The organism is Actinomadura roseirufa (genome assembly GCF_900659635.1).
Taxonomy (GTDB): domain Bacteria; phylum Actinomycetota; class Actinomycetes; order Streptosporangiales; family Streptosporangiaceae; genus Spirillospora; species Spirillospora roseirufa.
Window position 1 is genome coordinate 19,926 of the sequence record NZ_CAACVB010000014.1, and the last position, 15,092, is coordinate 35,017.

Genomic DNA, 15,092 nt, shown 5'->3' on the forward strand with positions numbered 1-15,092 from the left:
GAGCCATCGCGACATTCTGACTTCACCGAGTGACTGTACGGTCACTCTGCGATGATTCCCGGTGGATCGGACGACCGTCTCCACTCGGGGGGCCTCCATGCCCGCGCACATCCGCGTCGCCTCGCGCACGACCATCTGCCTGCTCGCCGCCGCCATGGCTCCGGCCATGGCGGCGTGCAACGAAAGCTCCCGTGCGGGCGCCGACCCGCCCGCGCTGAGCAAGGAGCAGGCCCGGCAGGTGCTGGCGGGGTTCACCGCGGGTGCCAACCAGGCGGGCCACAGCCTCGACCGCAGGGCTCTGGCGGGTATCGAGGCAGAACCACAGCTGGCGATGGACACCGCGGCGTTCCGCCTCCGCCGCGCCATCCGGCAACGGCCGCCGCTGCTGGAGTTCGCCGAGCCCGTCTTCTACATCCCGAGGATGCACGGCTATCCGCACTGGTTCGCCGTGGACACCACCACCGGGTCGGGCGAGCAGCCGGTACGGCATGCTCTGCTGTTCACGCAGGCCAGGGCCGGTGGCCCGTGGCTGCTGGCGGCCGACCCGTATCCGGGGGAGGGGGCGCTGCGCAAGGTGAAACTGGACTCGGCGGGGTTCGCCGAGCCGGTGAGGCCGGACGCCAAGGATCTCGCTGTCTCGCCGGGTGGGCTCCCCGCCGCACACGCCGCGCTCCTGACGGACGGCCCGCACGCGCAGGGCGCTTCAGTGTTCGCGGAAGGATCGAAGACGAGCCAGACCTATGAGGCCCTGCGCCAAGGGGAACAGGCCTTGGCCAAGCGAGGAATCACCCTGTCCTCGCGGTTCTCGGCGACGCCGTACACGGTGTACGCGCTGCGTACCCAAGGGGGCGGGGCTCTTGTCTGGTATGTCGTTAAGCAGAACGAGGCGTACTCCAGCGTGAGGCGGGGCACGCTCGCTGTGAGCGGCGACCTCGTGGGGCTCGCCCGTGCGAGGGTCCCCAGGAACCGCCTGGACACCACCGTCCTGGTGCAGTACCTGGCCGCCGTTCCGCCCAAGGGCCGGGCGACGGTCACCGGCATGTACCGGAAGGCCGTCTCCGTGTACGGCTCCTGATGCTCCGTCGGGTGCCGGGGCGTTTCCGCTCTTCTGACCGCTGCAGTGGGACCGCACCGGCATCCGACGGGTCTTCACCTCAAAGATGAGGCGAGGTCAAAGACGAGGGCACGCCACGACCTGACGCCCCGTAGGGGAAGCGTTTCCGGCGAGCTCGTGTCGTTCGCCTCGGTCACCGTCACCCGCCCGCCCACCCTTCTAAGGCGCTCGGGTGACCGCCGAGAGTGGGTCAGGCGGTCTCCTGCTGGCGCATCCAGCGGATCTCGGCCTCGATGAACTCGTCGATCTCGCCGTCCAGCACCGAGGCGGGGTTGCCGGCCTCGATGCCGGTGCGCAGGTCCTTGACGATCTGGTACGGGTGCAGCACGTAGTTGCGGATCTGCGTGCCCCAGCTGCTGGTGCCCTCGCCGCGCAGGGCGGACATCTTGTCCGCCTCCTCCTGCCGCTTGCGCTCCAGCAGCTTGGCCTGCAGCACGTTCATGGCCGTGGCCTTGTTCTGGAGCTGGCTGCGCTCGTTCTGGCAGGACACGACGATGCCGGTGGGGATGTGGGTGATGCGCACGGCGGAGTCGGTCGTGTTGACGCCCTGGCCGCCCGGCCCGGACGACCGGTACACGTCAATGCGGAGCTCGGTCTCGTCGATGTCGACGTGGTCGCTCTGCTCCACGACCGGCACCACGTCCAGCCCGGCGAACGACGTCTGCCGGCGGCCCTGGTTGTCGAACGGGGAGATCCGGACGAGCCGGTGGGTGCCGTGCTCGCCGCGCAGAGTCCCATAGGCGTAGGGGGCCTTCACGGTGAAGGTGGTGGACTTGATCCCCGCCTCTTCGGCGTAGGAGGTCTCGTAGACCTCCGTGGGGTAGCCGTGGCGCTCGGCCCAGCGCAGGTACATCCGCTGGAGCTGCTCGGCCCAGTCGGCGGCGTCGACGCCTCCGGCCTGCGCGTTGATGGTCACCAGCGCCTCGCGGGCGTCGTACTCGCCCGCCATGAGCGTGCGGACCTCGAGCCGCTGGACGGCCTTGTGCAGCGAGGCCAGCTCCTCGTCGGCCTCCGCGAGCGTGTCGGCGTCGTCCATCTCCCGGGCCAGCTCGTACAGGGTGGCGACGTCGTCGTGCCGCTGGCGCAGGCCCTCGACCCGCCCCAGCTCGCTCTCCAGGTACGACAGGCGGCGCGTCACCGTCTGGGCGCGCTCCTGGTCGTTCCACAGGTCAGGGTCGGCCGACTGCTCCCGCAACTCGGCGATGTCGCGCCGCATGCCGTCGAGGTCCAGCACCTGCTCGATGCCGGTGAGCGCCGAGCCGAGCTCCTTGAGCTGCTCTTCGGGTTCGATACCTGCCACGGTTCGAGCTTATCGCCGTCCCGGAGTGCCCGAGCGTCCGGCCGACAGGCCGCGGATGGCAGAATCACGGATCTGGGAGGTCGATCGTCGGCGGTCGGCCTGATCGTCATGTGCCCGGGGGAGGGCCAGTGCGGAGGATCTCTGGCGCGGTCGCGGCCCTGGTGCTGCTCGTGCCGCCGCTCACGGTCGCGGGCTGCGCCGAGAGCAAGCCGGAGGCGAGGCCTTCGGGCATGCCGACGACGTCCCCGCCGGAACCGATCCCGCTCACCCCGCAGGTCGCGGAGAAGGCGTTCGCCACCTACGTGACGGACGAGGACGTGGCCAGGGCCGCGGGTGACGAGAGGCTCGCCCTGGCCTGGACGTCCGATGGGCAGGCGCTCCTGACCGCGGCCGAGTTCCGCAAGGCGGCCTTCGACGGTGACCCTGTGCGCCGCTTCTCCTATGGCAAGCCCAAGCTGTACGTGCCGAAAATCGAACCGGACAGATTTCCCCAATGGTTCGTGGCCTCGGTGTCACGGAGCGTCCAGGGGAAGGAGAAGAGCCAGCGTACGGCGCTGATGGCGTTCATGTTGCGCAGTCCGTCGGACCGCTGGCACGTCACCCTCACCACCCTGCTGGCGCCCAAGGCCAAGGAGCCGAAGGTCCTGATCGACCCTGAGGGTTATGTGACCGGGCTCGGTGCGGGCGAGAGGTCGATTCTGATCCGGCCCAGGGACGTGGGAGGCATCCAGGCGACCATCGCCGCCGAAGGCGAGGGCAGCGTCGCCGCCAAGGTCATGGGGTCCGGCCCCGTGACCACTGGCTACTACCAGGAGGCAAGACGCGCCAAGAGGAAGGCCAGGGACAAACACCTGATCCTCCAGGTCGTGTACACGGCGACGCCCTACCCCTACTTCGCGATGCGCACCGACCATGGCGGCGGCCTGGTGATCTACTCCCTGTTCCGCAACACGTCACTGGTCGCCAAGGATCCGCAGACTCCCAAGCCGGAGATCCCATCGGAGGCGGAGCACCTGCTGGACGGCACCGTCGAGGGCAACGAGGTCGACACGATGTCGATGCTGCACTTCGCCGCCTACGATCCGCCGCGGGCCAAGCAGGGCAAGCAGCCCAAGGCCGTGATAATCGCGGACGACGGGGCGGTGGCCAAGGCCGCGACCCCACCCCTCAAGAGGCCCTGACCACCGAGCCCGGGAAGATCGCGAAGCGATCCGCCCTCCTAGTAGACCCTCTGCAGGACGAGGGCGACGAACAGCAGGGCCACCAGGGCGGCCAGGACGAGCGCCGGCGGTATGGACGGGCCGTGGCGGTGCAGCTCCGAGCGGGCGATCCGGCAGGTCGGGCAGCGTCCCTCGATCACCGGGTTCGAGCATCGAGCGCAGATCAAGTGTTCGCAGCTCATGTCGTGTGGCCCCAATCTCCGTGAACGGCACGTGGGTCCGTGCGGTGAGTCGTCCTGGTGAGAACGTCGATCGCCGACCTATTAGGTATCTTTCACCATCATCCAGCGTAGCCGGACTGTATGGTCGTTCCGGCAAGTCCGGGAGCTCGACGGCATGAAACGGCCGGACGTCGGGAGACGGTTGCATGGCACTGAACGGACAGCACAACACCCCTGATCGTGCTGCCCACGCCATCTCCTCCCCCTCGGCCGGCCCGTCTTCACGGGCCGCGACTACCGGCGGTCTCTCGGTCGGCGCGTCGTCCATGGACGACACGCCGTACGGAGCGGTGCGTCCCGGCCGTTCCCCCTACACGGAGCGGGACGAGGTAGTTGACTGTCCCCTCTACACTGCTCGGAGGCTCCACGGTCCACCAGGCCGCGAAGCCGGGCGGCGCAGGCCGAAGACGACGGATCCTTCCGTGGTCGCGAGCCGGGCCGCTCCCCAACCCCTAGACTGAACCGCCGTGATGCAGCCGTGATCCATTTCGACAACGTCACCAAGGTCTACCCGAGCCAGAACCGGCCCGCCCTGCAGCATGTGAACGTCGCCATCGAGAAGGGCGAGTTCCTGTTCCTGGTGGGTCCCTCCGGCTCCGGTAAGTCGACCTTCCTGCGCCTCGTCCTCAAGGAGGAGCGTCCTTCCCAGGGTCACGTGCACGTGGCGGGCAAGGACCTGAGCAGGCTGAGCAACTGGAAGGTGCCGCACCTGCGCCGCAGGATCGGCTGCGTCTTCCAGGACTTCCGGCTGCTCCCCAACAAGAACGTCTTCGAGAACGTCGCCTTCGCCCTCGAGGTGATCGGCAAGCCGCGGCGGTTCATCGGCAAGGTCGTGCCCGAGGTCATCGACCTCGTCGGCCTGGAGGGCAAGGCCCACCGGATGCCGGACGAGCTGTCCGGCGGCGAGCAGCAGCGCGTCGCCATCGCGCGGGCGTTCGTCAACCGGCCGATGATCCTGCTCGCCGACGAGCCGACGGGCAACATCGACCCCGCCACCTCCATCGGCATCATGAAGGTGCTGGACCGCATCAACCGGACCGGCACCACCGTCGTCATGGCCACCCACGACGCCGCGATCGTCGACGCGTTCCGTAAGCGCGTCGTCGAGCTGGAGGACGGCCGGGTCGTCCGCGACCAGTCGCGCGGCGTGTACGGCCAGGCCTACTGACCATGATCCCGGGCGTCGCTCCCGGGCCCCTCCGCAGCACTTCCATCTGAACCATCGATTCTTGCCGGGGCGTACGACACCCCAGACGTGACACCACAGGCGTACGCCCGCACAGGGCCCGCGCGTCCGGCGCGGCGCCCACGCTTCCGGCGGGACACAGGCGATCAAGGACAGCGAGGCATGCGCGCACAGTTCGTTCTCCAGGAGATCTGGATCGGTCTCCGCCGGAACCTGACGATGACGATCTCTCTCGTCATCACCGTCGCCATCGCCATGGCGCTCTTCGGCACCGGCCTGCTCCTGCGCAGCCAGGTGGACTCCTCCAAGAGCTACTGGTACGACAAGATCGAGGTCTCGATCTTCCTGTGCGCCAAGACGAGCTCCAACAACAGCTGCCAGAAGCAGGACGTGACCCCGCAGGACCGGGACGCGCTCGGCGAGATGCTGAAGAAGATGCCGCAGGTCGCGAACGTCCAGTACGAGACCCAGCAGCAGGCGTACGCCCGCTTCAAGGAGCGCTTCTCCGGTTCGCCCGGGTTCGTGGAGAGCACCCGCCAGGACGACATCCCCCCCTCCTTCCGGGTGAAGCTGAAGAACCCGGAGGAGTACAAGACGGTCTCCCAGGCGGTGCTCGGCCACAAGGGCGTCGACACGGTCATCAACGAGCAGGAGATCCTGAAGAAGTTCTTCCGGATCCTCAACGGACTGCAGGTCGCCGCGCTGCTCATCGCCCTGATCCAGGTGGTGGCCGCGGTGCTGCTGGTCGGCAACACCGTCCGGCTGTCGGCGTTCAACAGGCGCCGGGAGACGGGCATCATGCGGCTGGTCGGCGCGTCCAACACCTATATCCAGATGCCCTTCATCTTGGAGGGCGCCATCGCGGGCCTGATCGGCGGCCTGTTCGCCTCGGTGCTGCTGGTGTTCAGCAAGATGTTCCTCGTCGACCGCCTGGCGGGCGACGTGCAGCTCGTCAGCCGGCTGGGCTGGAGCACGGTGATCGCGGTCATCGTCGTGTCCATCTGCTTCGGCGTGCTGCTGTGCGCGATCGCCTCGTTCCTCACCCTGCGCAGATATCTCAAGATCTGACGGGAGGAAACCCGCGCGACCACCGGCGCGTCTGATCGTAGGATCACAGACGGACGGGAAGGGAGCCGGGGCCGCGCGGCCCGCTCGCGACGACGCCGGACAAGGACCGAGGCTGATCAACGTGCCACGCGACACAGGGCGCAAGCTCATCGCCCAGAACAAGCGTGCCCGCTACGACTACCACATCGACGACACCTGGGAAGCGGGCATGGTGCTCATGGGCACCGAGGTGAAGGCGCTGCGTGCCGGGCGCGCCTCGCTCGTCGACGGGTACGCCCACGTGATGGACGGTGAGGTGTGGCTGGAACACGTCCACATCCCCGAGTACACGCAGGGCACCTGGACGAACCACGCCCCCAGGCGGCGGCGCAAGCTGCTGCTGCACAGACGCGAGATACAGAAAATCATCGCGAAGTCATCTGAACCGGGTTGGACGCTGGTACCCCTGTCGCTGTACTTCAAGGACGGCAAGGCCAAAATAGAGATCGGCTTGGCCCGTGGTAAGAAGTCCTACGACAAGCGCCAGGCCATCGCCAAGCGGGAAGCCGACCGTGAAATGCAGAAGGCGGCGGCGGCCCGGTTCAGGAGACGGTGAAGGGTGTCGATGACCAACCGAGGTCGGAGGCGGGCCCCGCGCGGGTCCCGTACAGCGTCGCGACGGGTGGTCTCGGTGGCGACCTGCGGTGCGCTCGTCGCGTCCCTGACGACGGGATGCTGGGCCGAGCCGTCGGCGATGCCCGCCGTCCGTGACTTCCTGATCGCCTGGCAGGTCGGCAACTATCCGGCGGCGGCGAAGAAGACCGTCGGCGCCGACCGCAAGCAGGTCGAGTCCGCGCTCGGCCAGGTCCGCGCCCAGCTGGACGCGGCGTCGCTGCGGCTCGCGCTCGGCGTCCCCACCGAGGGGGACACCAAGGTCAAGGCGATCCGCAAGACCGGCGACGACGCGACGGCGAGCTTCTCGGTGAAGGTCGACCTCGGTGAGAACGGCCAGCCCTGGACCTACAAGGGCTCCATGCGCCTGCGCCGCGAGGGCGGCAAGTGGAAGGTCGTCTGGGACCCCTCGATCATCAACCCGGCGTTGAAGCCGGGACAGCGGCTCGCGGTGAAGACCACGGTGCCGCCGCGCGCCCTGATCAAGGACGGCGCCGGCCGCTCGCTGCTGCGCGAGGTGAGCGTCTACGCGGTGGGCGTGTACCCCGGGCACCTCGCCGACACCCAGCGCACGCTGGACGGGCTGGCCAAGCAGGTCAAGCTCGGCATCGGCCAGCGGCTCGACACCGAGCGGCTGCTCGGACGCGTCCGCTCGGCGCCGCCCCAGGAGTTCCTGCCACTGATGACCCTGGAGGCCGGCGAGCACCAGGCGTTGCTCACCCGGCTGAACCAGGTCCCGGGCCTGAAGTTCATGAAGCTGCCCAGGGTTCCCATCCAGCCGAAGGCCGCGCCGGAGCTGGTCGGCGGTCTCGGCCCCGCCACCGCCGACCGGCTTCAGCAGGTCGGCGCCCCCTACCAGCCGGGCGACACCATCGGCGTCAACGGCATCCAGCTCCTGCAGCAGCGCCGCCTGGCCGGGACGCCGACCGTGAAGGTCGTGGCGCAGGACCCCGCCGGGCGCGTCTCCCAGGAGCTGGCCGGCTGGGAGGGGCAGCAGCCGCAGGAGGTCGACACCACCCTCGACGCCTCCTTCCAGGTCCGGGCGGACAAGGCGCTCGCCGGGCTGACCGTGCCGGCGTCCCTCGTGGCGGTGCGGCCCAGCACCGGCGAGGTGATCGCGGTGGCCAACCACGGGACGGGCGGCAAGAACCTGGCCTTCGAGGCCGAGTACCCCCCCGGGATGACGTTCGGGATCGTGTCCGCCGAGGCACTGATCTCCAAGGCCGGGCTCAACCAGGCCAGCCCGACCACGTGCCCCGGCACGATCACCGTCGGCGGCCGGACCTTCACCAGCAAGGCCCGCGCCGAAGGGAACTTCGCCACGCACTTCGGCTTCGCCTGTCAGACGACCTTCGCGCAGCTCAGCGGCAAGCTGGACGTGCCGACCCTGATGACGGAGGCGGCGGGGCTGGGTCTGGGCAAGGACTGGGGGCTGTCGGTTCCCGCCTTCACCGGCTCGATCCCCAAGCCCGCCAACGACGCGGAGAAGGCCGCGATCATGGTCGGCGAGGGCGGGGTCCGGGTGAGTCCCCTCGCCATGGCGATGGTGGCCGGCGCCGCCCGGTACGGCACGTGGAGGGCCCCCTACGTCCTCAAGGGCCTCACCGACCCCTCCCTCACCCCGCCCGCGCAGAACCTCCCGCGCGAGACCATCTCGAGCCTGCGGGCCCTCACGACGCAGTCGATGAGGTCCCTCCTCGCCAAGGACGCGCGCGTCTCCAACGACGTCACCGGCATCGCCGCCGTCCCGACGTACAAGGACAAGGACCGGGAACGGGTCGTGTCGTGGTTCGTCGGCTCCCGGGGCGACCTCGCCTTCGCGGTGGCCATCGAGGGCAAGGTCTACGCCTCCCGCGTCGCCAGGACGTTCCTCAGCCGCACCCCGCCCGTCGCCACTACCACGAAGCAGAACCCTCGCTAAGCGGGCTTTGACAGGTCTTTACGCCCCGGACTCAACCCCGCACGCTTCTCCGGGCGTCTTCCCAGGTGACTGAGCCTTCGCTTGGGGGGTTGCGGGACTCAGTCGCCGTGATGAGACCAGAGCCTCGTCTCGGGGGAGGCTCTGCCGTCCGGACCGGCCCGACCCTGCCGGTCGACCCCGGTGGGCGCGCTCAACACGCGCCCACCGGGGTTCACGCTGTCCAGGGGGAATCACGTTGCCCGCCGAGGCGTTATCCTTGTACGGTCGTCGTGCGGACGTCTTCGGACGGCGGCTTTGACAAGTCAACATGGGGGTGACCGGCTTCGACTTCGGTCGATCGAGCCAGGGGAAGCGGGTCGAGGGTGGTCGTCGTGACCTCGTAAATCCTGTGACGGCAAACCACAACTGCCAACAAGAAGCAGTCCGAGTTCGCTCTCGCCGCCTGAGGCGAGTAGCGAACTCTGTCAGCCCGGGAGCGTCTCCGACCCGGGGTCTGGCATCGTAAGGAGACTCCACCTGCAAGCCCGGTCGCGGGGCGTGTAGGGAAAACAAACAGCGGCTGAGCCTGTCGGCGACTTGCCTGCGTGAGCGCCGGGGCTGAGAAAGCGACTAGCAGGCTGCACCCGGAGAAGCCCTGACTCATTACCGAAGGACGCGGGTTCGATTCCCGCCACCTCCACGACACAGGAAGCCGCCGACCAGAGCGATCTGGCCGGCGGCTTCCTCGTTGTGTGCCTGCTTCATGACGGCTCTGGCCGAGGGCTTCGCCGGCCTCGGCGGACGCCACGCTCCGCCCCATGCACACGTCCTGCGCCGACATCGAAGCATGAGCGACTGGGCCACGCAGGCCGTCGGGAAGAGCTACTACACGTTCTGACGTGTGAGCAACAGCCGATCTTCGCGGGGGACGGGCCCGTTCGTGCTGCTCTGAACCCTTGTAGGGGCAGGACATAAAGACGGAAACCCAGGGTTACGACCTGTTGCGAACCCTCATTAGGGCGATGAGGACACGCCAAGCGCAGCATCTACAACGCTGGCATCGAAGTGTTGTCGCGAACCCTCTTAGGGACGATGAGGACTCCTGGTTGAAAAGCCCCTGGCCACATCGCTGGAGTTGCGAGCCCTCGCAGGGGATGCGGACCACTTCTGGAGCGACCAGTACGCCGCCGGGTTACGAACCCTTGCAGGGGGTGGTTTAACAGTAGCCTTTCACGCCTTCCGGCGGACTGGATACTGGGCCCGGGACCTCGGGCGCGCGTCTTCGACCGAAATCCTGGTGGTGGGGAACCGCATCCCCGGCGCCCCGCGCCGGACTCCCGGGGCCGCGGCGTTCAAGGGGCGGTCTCCTAGCCGATGGCCTCGGCGGCGGACGGCGCGTCCGGGCCTAGGTAAGACCCGAGACCGCGCCGTACCAGGCGTATTCGCCCTTCTCGGCGTCCCAGAGGACGTACAGCGACCCCTCGCCACGCCGCAGCAGGCAGAGGATCCCCGACCCACCGGATGGATGGATCGGCGCGATGTGCGGGAAGCGCTGTTCGATCAGCGCGGACAGCTCGTCGAGGCGCTCGAAGACGTCGCTCATGCCGCCACCCGTTCGGCCGTGTTCCGCCACGGCTCGTCCACCCATGGCGGGACGAACACCTCGCGGGCGTCACCACGCGGCGTCCGGCAGCGCCACCATCCGCCGCCGAGATCGACGAGCATGCCGAGCATGTCGCGAGTCTGTGGGGCGACGAGGAAGTAGACGCCGCCGGCGGCCTTCGACGTCGAGGCGCCCGGGTGAGACGGACGAGGGGGCTCTGCCGCCTTACCCGTCCCCCCGCGTGCAAGCTCGAGCTCACTCACCGCCACAGCCCTCGGAGGTCGGCGCGCGAAGCGTCGTCGCGACCGTCAGGGCCGCGTCGCCGATGTGGTTCGCCTCGATGATCGGCTCGTTCCAGCTCGGTCAGAACCACAGGTGGCCTCCGTTGTCGTGGCACCGCCTGCGCGTGATCGTGTCCGCGAGGCGCGGTATGGCGTCGCGGTGGCTCGGTGCCTTCGGGTGGATCACGGTCCGCTTGCGCTTGCCGCATGCGGTGATGTGGATTGGATCGCCGCCGTGGCCATTGCGGTCTTGGGCGAGCAGGGGGCCACCGCCGGCTTCTGCCCTTTGTCTTTCGCCGGTCGGCCCCCGTTCTTCGAGCATGAGGTCAGAGGGGCGTTCTGTGTGTTGTCGAGATGCCCTGCCTCAACGGGGGTGCTTCACTCTTCTTCAAGAGATGGTGGTAGATCAATGAGGCAGTCCAGCAGTTGTTCTGCGGTCGTGCCTTCGCCTGGATTGTTCTGCAGTACTGACTCTATGATCGTGAGAAGGTCGGGATCGAAGTCTCCGGGTATGGGGATATCCGAAGCGTTTGTGTGGTCATGTGACCTTAGCCCCGTGCCGGCGTACAGTACTAGGTTTGCCCACGAAATCAGGTCGTTCGTGAACTCCATGTCTCTGGCCCGGTCGTCCAGCGACCCGTCGAGGATTGCGGAGCCGGTGAACCCGGTCAGTCGTGGTCCGTCCGGACTCAGGAGAATCCTGTTGGGGTCGAGGGCGCGCAGCGCGATGTTCGCGTGATGTGCCGCGACGAGGAGAGTGGCCAATCCCATCGCGAGGCGGCGGACGGCGAAGCGGTCTAGTGGGCCGTGGTTGGAAATGAAACGTTGAAGTGTGTCGCCTTCGATGAACTCGACTACTGAATAAGGTCCCGTGCTTGTTTCGGCATAGTCGAGTACACTCCCCGCGATGATCGGTGAGGCGTGCCGGGCGACTCTTGTCTCCGCCTCAAGAGGATGGGTCTCCCAGTGCCCTCGCTTCGAACGGTCAGCGGGGAGGAACTTCACCACTACATGGTTCCCGTGCGGCCCCTGGGACAGGAAGTGGAAGATCCCGTCCTCGATCCTGAGCACCTTGGTCAGTGCATATGGTCCCAGGGTCCGCAGTCCAGGAGGCAAACGCGGAACGTCGGGCATGCTGCCTCCCCTCGTCCGGTCACGTCTCGTTATCGTATCTTGACGAGTGGCGAAACGCTGGATCTCAGGGAGTCCTGAACCTGGCCTCCGCCTATTTCACCACTCTTGCCCACCAGCGTTGGCTGCCATGATTGTTGCAGGTCCATTGAACGAGCTTCACGCCGTTTCGCCTGCTCTGCTGGGCGATGTCCAGGCACATCGGCCTTCCATTCTGGAGGCTGTGGACGCTGTAGATCTGGTAGTGGCCGTGGCCGAGATTCCTGAGTCGCCAGAGGCTGTTCGCCTTTTCGTTGCACGACCACTGAACGATCCGTGCGCCCTTCTTGAGCGAGTTGTGCTCCACGTTCATGCAGCGACCGCTGTTCAGGTTGACGAGATGAATGAAGCCGCTCCGATGGGTTCTGCTGAGGTACCAGTACTCGTTCTTCTGGTAGCTGCAGGCCCACTGGTCCAGGGCGACGCCGTTCTTGGTGCTCCATCCGGGAACCTCGGCGCAGATCCCGGAATAGCCGTTCACCAGCCAGTAGTAGGGGATCATCTTCGCCGGTCCGGTCGTGCCGGAAGGCGGCTTGGCCGATGAGACCGGACGGGCGTCCGCCATCGCCGTTCCGGTTCCGGAGACCCCGCACAGTGCGGCGCCGAGGATTGCCGCGGCGATCGCCGACGTCAGCATCTTGTTTGATCGCATGATCTGTTCCCCGCTCACTTCGTGCCAGATTTCGGTGCGGCCGGACGGAAGGGCCACCTGCGCCCGATTGGACACTCCCCGTATCAGGGCGTGAGGTTCTCCGGCCATCCGTCTCGGTGAGATCGATCAAGTAAGTGTTCTCCACGATGGTCGCCCACCGTGTCGCGTCAGTAGGTTGCCATCACCCCCTTTCGGCCATCACTTGTCTCTTCCATATACACGCGGCGCCGCGGTCGTTGCGCTGCACCTCGAACCAAGATCCTTTATGACGCCAGTGGAGGTGCCCCGTGGTCTCAAAGCACGGCAGTGGCTTCATCGAGTATGTGGAGAAGGCCCGGACAGAGATGCACCGCAGAGCCTTCCTGCTCTGCGGAGACTGGTTCGAGGCAGATGACCTGACCCAGAAGACCCTGATGAAGCTCTTACTCCAGTGGCCTCATCTGAACCATGAGAAGGGGCTGGGAGGCTATACGCGTACGGTGATGGTGCACACCTTCATCAGCGAGCGCAGGCGGGTCAGGTGGCGTCGGGAGGTTCCCTTGGACACCACCCCGGAAGCGCCTTCCGTCGCCGATGACCACCGGCAACTCGAAGACCGGCTGCTTCTTCTCGATGCGCTCTCGTTGCTCGGCGCCCGGCAAAGAGCGGTCATCGTCCTGCGTTACTTGGAAGATCTCACAGTCGGCGAAGCCGCCGATGTTCTCGGGTGCTCGACATCTACCGTCCGGAGCCAGACCAGCCGGGGCCTTGTGGCTCTCCGGGCGCTTCTGCGGACGGAGCGGCACTTCCAAGGCGACGGTAGGACCGAAGGCTGATTCGACCATGCGGAGCCATGTCGGGAGGACGGTCACCGCCAACTCGCGGGTGCCTCCTCTTCGAGGGAGTGCGTGTGCGGGCAGGGCCGCCGGCGCGCCTCGGATCGTCCGGCGGGTGATGTCCGTGCCGCCAAGGACGCACGTCCGCGGTCACGGCCACGGACGGCACCCTGCTCAAGGCGACGGAGCGGCTACTTGGTGGACTGGGCGCCCACTGGGTGCGGGTTTCCCTCGGTGATATCGCCTGTCCGGTTCGAGCGCGGTCAGCCGGTTCCGCGCGGGGTGCGGAACCGGCTGATCCCAGGTGTCACGTGGCGTTGGATGTCGGACGCGCAGGGCCCATCGGCGCGGTGGGTCGCGCCATCCGGTCCGAACGTGATCGCGGATCGATCGGCCTACGGCTTCGTCGGGTGGTGCTTCGGCTTGGTCTTCTCGTTCACCTCTACGGTCAGGTTGGATTCGTTGGAGGTGACGGTCGTGTGGTCGTCCTCTCTGGCGCCGGTCGCCGTCGCGGTGTTCTTGACGAAACCGCGTTCTCTGTCGGCTTCGGTGACGGTGTGCGAGCCCGTGCAGGTCACCGATTCGCCCGGCGCCAGGGTGGTGACCGGGCAGGTCAGCCCCTCGGCGAGGTCGTCCTTGATGGTGATGGTGTTCAGCGGCTCCTCGCCCGTGTTGGTGACGATGAACCTGTACCTGATGACGTTCCAGCGCTTACCGGGCTCACCCCAGCCGGCGAACTCCTTGGTGAGGTGCAGCGAACCCAGCGGACGTTCGGACTTCAGGACGACGCGGCGGATGAGGTGCACATCGGTGAACAGGCCGGTGGACGCGGCGAACCCGAATTTGTAGGTGCTCGGAACGGGCTCGGGGGCGGGGAAGCTCAGTACCCGCTGGAAGCCCTTCCCGTCCTGGAAGTCGATGTCGACGGTGACCACCGGGTTCGGCGCGGGCGACACCACGACGTGGACGGTTCGTTTCACCGGCTCCAGCAGGGCTTCCGCCTGCTCCGGCGTGACGTTCGGCGGCAGTGCGCTCAGGTCGCCCTGAAGCCGTCCGGGCAAAGTGGAGGGCCAAGGACCGCTGGTGGTCTTGTTGCTGGTCGTGGCGTCGAGCCAGCAGTACCCTTCGGTGCCGTTGCCGGGCCCTCGGACGGTGACCATGTTCGGACCGGGCGCGGGAACATGGAAGGTCGTCCCGGCGGGCGAACGCTGGGCGCAGCCGTTTCCGCGATGCTCCCAGTCTCCGAAGTAGTTCCCGAGGACGTCGAGACCGATGCCGAGATACCCGCCGTTGACGCCCGGGATGATCTGGGCGTTCGGGTCGTCGTCCGGCAGTTTCTGGGCGTAGCCGAGGCTCCCGCCGAAAGCGCCGGGCCGGGTGAGCCGCGCCGTGCCTTCGGTGAGGAAGAACGAGATTCCGTCCGCCGGGACCTGTGAGGTGTTGCCGTACTGCCATTGCTCGAAGGTGACGTCCAGTCCGTCGGTCGCCGGGATCGGCGAGTCGAACAGGACGGCACCGGACTGGTCGTTGTGCGCGTCCGTGAGCTGGAGATATCCGTGCGGTGCGCCGTTGCCGGGCGGCACCGGGCCGACCGGGTCCTCGCGGCAGCCTCCCAGCGGGTGCTCGCCGTCGCCCGGTACCGGTCCGCGCGGCGCGCCCGTCAGGCAGGCCGACCCGTACCCGATGAAGCGCGGGTCCGCGGTCGCTCTCGTGAACGTCTCGTTGACCAGATCCGAGCCCTGCCGCCTCTCGGCCGCGGACGACGGCCCGGCGGGCGCCACCCCGGCCGACGCCGCCAGCGTCGCGGCCGCGCCGACCGCCGCCGCTCCCGCGAGGACACGGGATATTCTTCGTCTCATAGCATTGACCCCCCAATTCGAATTGCGGGAGAAGAAACCCCCACGGCTCATA

General features: G+C 67.5%; 16 protein-coding genes and 1 other RNA gene. 9 read left to right on the forward strand and 8 right to left on the reverse strand.

What is annotated here, in order from left to right:
• The first annotated feature begins 97 nt into the window (after positions 1-97).
• A complete protein-coding gene (locus E1291_RS05060) occupies positions 98-1,075 on the forward strand; it encodes a DUF8094 domain-containing protein (RefSeq protein ID WP_131736366.1) in 978 nt (325 codons plus the stop codon).
• Between the two features lie 229 nt (positions 1,076-1,304).
• Here the strand turns inward: E1291_RS05060 and prfB are convergent, their stop codons facing one another.
• The gene (gene prfB, locus E1291_RS05065) at positions 1,305-2,414 is read right to left on the reverse strand and encodes a peptide chain release factor 2 (protein WP_131736368.1); all 1,110 of its coding nucleotides are present in this window, start codon (positions 2,412-2,414) and stop codon (positions 1,305-1,307) included.
• A gap of 128 nt (positions 2,415-2,542) precedes the next feature.
• On the opposite strand from prfB, the gene E1291_RS05070 reads away from it, so the two are divergent.
• Positions 2,543-3,595: a DUF8094 domain-containing protein gene (locus E1291_RS05070; RefSeq protein WP_131736370.1), complete on the forward strand. Its 1,053-nt coding sequence runs from the start codon at positions 2,543-2,545 to the stop codon at positions 3,593-3,595.
• A gap of 38 nt (positions 3,596-3,633) precedes the next feature.
• Here the strand turns inward: E1291_RS05070 and E1291_RS05075 are convergent, their stop codons facing one another.
• Entirely contained in the window at positions 3,634-3,774 is a 141-nt protein-coding gene (locus tag E1291_RS05075; protein ID WP_242613956.1) for a hypothetical protein, read from the reverse strand.
• Positions 3,775-4,333: 559 nt separating this feature from the next.
• Here E1291_RS05075 and ftsE point away from each other — a divergent pair.
• The 6 genes from ftsE to E1291_RS44520 all read left to right on the forward strand — a co-directional run bounded on the left by ftsE (position 4,334) and on the right by E1291_RS44520 (position 9,558).
• Positions 4,334-5,023: a cell division ATP-binding protein FtsE gene (gene ftsE / locus E1291_RS05080; RefSeq protein ID WP_067453578.1), complete on the forward strand. Its 690-nt coding sequence runs from the start codon at positions 4,334-4,336 to the stop codon at positions 5,021-5,023.
• Between the two features lie 180 nt (positions 5,024-5,203).
• Positions 5,204-6,109 (forward strand): permease-like cell division protein FtsX, encoded by a 906-nt coding sequence (gene ftsX / locus E1291_RS05085; protein WP_131736374.1) that lies wholly within the window; start codon positions 5,204-5,206, stop codon positions 6,107-6,109.
• A gap of 121 nt (positions 6,110-6,230) precedes the next feature.
• Positions 6,231-6,704 (forward strand): SsrA-binding protein SmpB, encoded by a 474-nt coding sequence (smpB, locus tag E1291_RS05090; protein ID WP_131736375.1) that lies wholly within the window; start codon positions 6,231-6,233, stop codon positions 6,702-6,704.
• Positions 6,705-6,779: 75 nt separating this feature from the next.
• Entirely contained in the window at positions 6,780-8,681 is a 1,902-nt protein-coding gene (locus E1291_RS05095; protein WP_131736377.1) for a penicillin-binding transpeptidase domain-containing protein, read from the forward strand.
• Between the two features lie 309 nt (positions 8,682-8,990).
• Positions 8,991-9,363: a transfer-messenger RNA gene (gene ssrA / locus E1291_RS05100) on the forward strand.
• Between the two features lie 60 nt (positions 9,364-9,423).
• Positions 9,424-9,558 carry a hypothetical protein gene (locus tag E1291_RS44520; RefSeq protein ID WP_278045230.1) on the forward strand — a complete coding sequence of 45 codons (135 nt, stop codon included), beginning with the start codon at positions 9,424-9,426 and terminating at the stop codon, positions 9,556-9,558.
• A 507-nt stretch (positions 9,559-10,065) separates the two neighbouring features.
• Here the strand turns inward: E1291_RS44520 and E1291_RS05105 are convergent.
• From E1291_RS05105 to E1291_RS05125, 5 genes are all read right to left on the reverse strand, one after another.
• Positions 10,066-10,263, reverse strand: a complete 198-nt coding sequence (locus E1291_RS05105) for a hypothetical protein (protein WP_131736379.1) — start codon at positions 10,261-10,263, stop codon at positions 10,066-10,068.
• A complete protein-coding gene (locus tag E1291_RS05110; protein ID WP_131736381.1) occupies positions 10,260-10,526 on the reverse strand; it encodes a hypothetical protein in 267 nt (88 codons plus the stop codon). Before E1291_RS05110 ends, E1291_RS05105 begins: the two co-directional genes overlap by 4 nt.
• Before the next feature lie 100 nt (positions 10,527-10,626).
• Positions 10,627-10,866 (reverse strand): hypothetical protein, encoded by a 240-nt coding sequence (locus tag E1291_RS05115; protein WP_131736383.1) that lies wholly within the window; start codon positions 10,864-10,866, stop codon positions 10,627-10,629.
• 56 nt (positions 10,867-10,922) lie between these two features.
• Positions 10,923-11,678: a protein kinase family protein gene (locus E1291_RS05120; RefSeq protein WP_131736385.1), complete on the reverse strand. Its 756-nt coding sequence runs from the start codon at positions 11,676-11,678 to the stop codon at positions 10,923-10,925.
• Between the two features lie 91 nt (positions 11,679-11,769).
• On the reverse strand, positions 11,770-12,441 hold the full coding sequence (locus E1291_RS05125) for an RICIN domain-containing protein (protein ID WP_165494968.1): 672 nt from the start codon (positions 12,439-12,441) through the stop codon (positions 11,770-11,772).
• A 212-nt stretch (positions 12,442-12,653) separates the two neighbouring features.
• Here E1291_RS05125 and E1291_RS05130 point away from each other — a divergent pair, with 212 nt between their 5' ends.
• Positions 12,654-13,181 carry a SigE family RNA polymerase sigma factor gene (locus E1291_RS05130; protein WP_131736389.1) on the forward strand — a complete coding sequence of 176 codons (528 nt, stop codon included), beginning with the start codon at positions 12,654-12,656 and terminating at the stop codon, positions 13,179-13,181.
• Positions 13,182-13,576: 395 nt separating this feature from the next.
• On the opposite strand, the gene E1291_RS05135 is transcribed toward E1291_RS05130, so the two are convergent.
• Positions 13,577-15,040 (reverse strand): CLIPPER-2 domain-containing protein, encoded by a 1,464-nt coding sequence (locus tag E1291_RS05135; RefSeq protein WP_131736391.1) that lies wholly within the window; start codon positions 15,038-15,040, stop codon positions 13,577-13,579.
• Between the last annotated feature and the right edge of the window lie 52 nt (positions 15,041-15,092).

What these genes read in the sequence shown, in the direction of transcription:
- E1291_RS05060 (WP_131736366.1), top strand. Translation starts at nt 98, where the DNA reads ATGCCCGCGCACATCCGCGTCGCCTCGCGCACGACCATCTGCCTGCTC.
- ftsX (WP_131736374.1), top strand. Translation starts at nt 5,204, where the DNA reads ATGCGCGCACAGTTCGTTCTCCAGGAGATCTGGATCGGTCTCCGCCGG.
- E1291_RS44520 (WP_278045230.1), top strand. Translation starts at nt 9,424, where the DNA reads ATGACGGCTCTGGCCGAGGGCTTCGCCGGCCTCGGCGGACGCCACGCT.
- E1291_RS05105 (WP_131736379.1), bottom strand. Translation starts at nt 10,263, where the DNA reads ATGAGCGACGTCTTCGAGCGCCTCGACGAGCTGTCCGCGCTGATCGAA.
- E1291_RS05115 (WP_131736383.1), bottom strand. Translation starts at nt 10,866, where the DNA reads ATGCTCGAAGAACGGGGGCCGACCGGCGAAAGACAAAGGGCAGAAGCC.
- E1291_RS05120 (WP_131736385.1), bottom strand. Translation starts at nt 11,678, where the DNA reads ATGCCCGACGTTCCGCGTTTGCCTCCTGGACTGCGGACCCTGGGACCA.
- E1291_RS05135 (WP_131736391.1), bottom strand. Translation starts at nt 15,040, where the DNA reads ATGAGACGAAGAATATCCCGTGTCCTCGCGGGAGCGGCGGCGGTCGGC.